1 protein-coding gene is annotated in these 1805 nt (G+C 51.2%); it reads left to right on the top strand.

The window, feature by feature from the left end:
* On the top strand, positions 1-1805 hold a 1805-nt coding region (locus FKV70_RS25780), incomplete at both ends, for a condensation domain-containing protein (protein WP_244310856.1).

Genomic DNA, 1805 nt, shown 5'->3' with positions numbered 1-1805 from the left:
ACAAGCTCATCGCGCGTACAACACGGAAATGAATGACCTGTTGCTGGCTGCGCTCGGAAAAGCCGTCTATGACTGGTCTGGTTCCGAACGGGTGCTGATCAACCTGGAGGGCCATGGACGGGAAGCCATTGTACCGGATGTGGATATTACGCGCACGGTCGGCTGGTTTACGAGCCAATTCCCAGTTGTACTGGATGGAAGTCTGGGAGAAGGAGGACATACCGCTCGCCTGATCAAGCGGACCAAGGAAGGGCTGCGTCATATTCCGCAAAAAGGCATCGGCTATGGGATTTTACGCTATTTGTCCGATATGAACGTGCTGGAAAAAGCAGACGTGCAGTTACAGGCTCAGCCTGAAATCAGTTTTAACTATTTGGGCCAATTCGATCAGGATTATAAAGGCAATGATCTGCAGCCTTCCGCCTATTCCATTGGTGTGCCTGTCAGCACGAATGCGACTATGGATTTTGCGCTGGATATCAATGGAGTCATTGAGGATGGCGAGTTGATGTTCACGATTCGCTATGGTACAACGCAATTCCGTCATGAAACGATTGCACGGCTTGGAGAACTGCTGGCATCCAATCTGCGTGAAGTCATTCATCATTGCGTCACCCAAGAGAGAACGGTGCTGACCCCAAGTGATGTCCTGTTAAACCATGTCACGCTGGACGAGCTGGAGCAATTGGTGGAAGATACACGGGATCTGGGCGAGCTGGAAAATGTGTATGCTTTGACGCCGATGCAAAAGGGGATGCTCTTCTTCAGCCTGATGGATGAGAATTCGGCGGCTTATTTTGAGCAGGCTACCTTTGAGTTGAACGGGCGTTTTGATGTGGTTACCTTCGGCAAGAGCTTGGATCTGCTCGTACAGCGTCATGAGGCATTGCGGACGAACGTTATCAACACCTGGAAGGATGAGCCTGTGCAGGTCGTTTTCCGTCATCGCAGCGGAGAGTTGTACTATGAAGACCTGCGCGGACTAGAAAAAGAGGAACGAGAAGCTCGGGTGAAAGCTTTTGTCCTCGAGGATAAAGCGAAAGGATTCCGCCTCGCAGAGGATGCGCTCATTCGTGTCTCGATTTTGCAAACCGGGGATGAAACGTACCACTTTGTTTGGAGCTTCCATCACATTTTGATGGATGGCTGGTGCCTGTCTTTTATGACACAGGAGGTATTCGGCAGTTATCTGGCCCTGCGCGCGGGTCATGAGCCAGCACTGGAGCCTGTCACGCCGTTCAGTCGCTTTATCGAATGGCTGGAACGTCAGGACCGTGAGGCGGCCCTGCAATACTGGCGTGGGTATCTGGCGGACTACGAGCAGCAAATTACGCTTCCGCAGCAAAAAGCCCTGCCGAAATCGGTACAAGTCGGGGAATATGTCGCTGAAGATTTGGAATGTGACTTCCAGCCAGAGCTGGTAGCTCAGATCGAACGGGTGGCGAAGCAAAATCAGGTCACGATCAACACGCTGATTCAGACCGTATGGGGCGTTCTGTTGCAGAAGTATAACCATAGTTCGGATGTCGTGTTCGGCAGCGTTGTGTCCGGTCGTCCAGGGGATATTCCAGGTGTGGAGCATATGATCGGGCTATTCATTAATACGATTCCAGTGCGTGTACAGTCTGAACAAGGTGAAACCTTTGCCGAGCTGATGAAACGAACACAGCGACAGGCTCTGGCTTCCAATGCCTATGATGCGTTCCCGCTGTATGAAATCCAAGCACTGACTGAGCAGAAGCAGGATTTAATCAACCATATTATGATATTTGAAAATTACCCGGTGGAGCAGCAGGTAGAGCAGT

It is taken from the genome of Paenibacillus ottowii, from assembly GCF_006874425.1.
In the GTDB taxonomy this organism is placed as follows: Bacteria; Bacillota; Bacilli; order Paenibacillales; family Paenibacillaceae; genus Paenibacillus; species Paenibacillus ottowii.
This window is presented reverse-complemented; position numbering and strand designations above follow the sequence as displayed.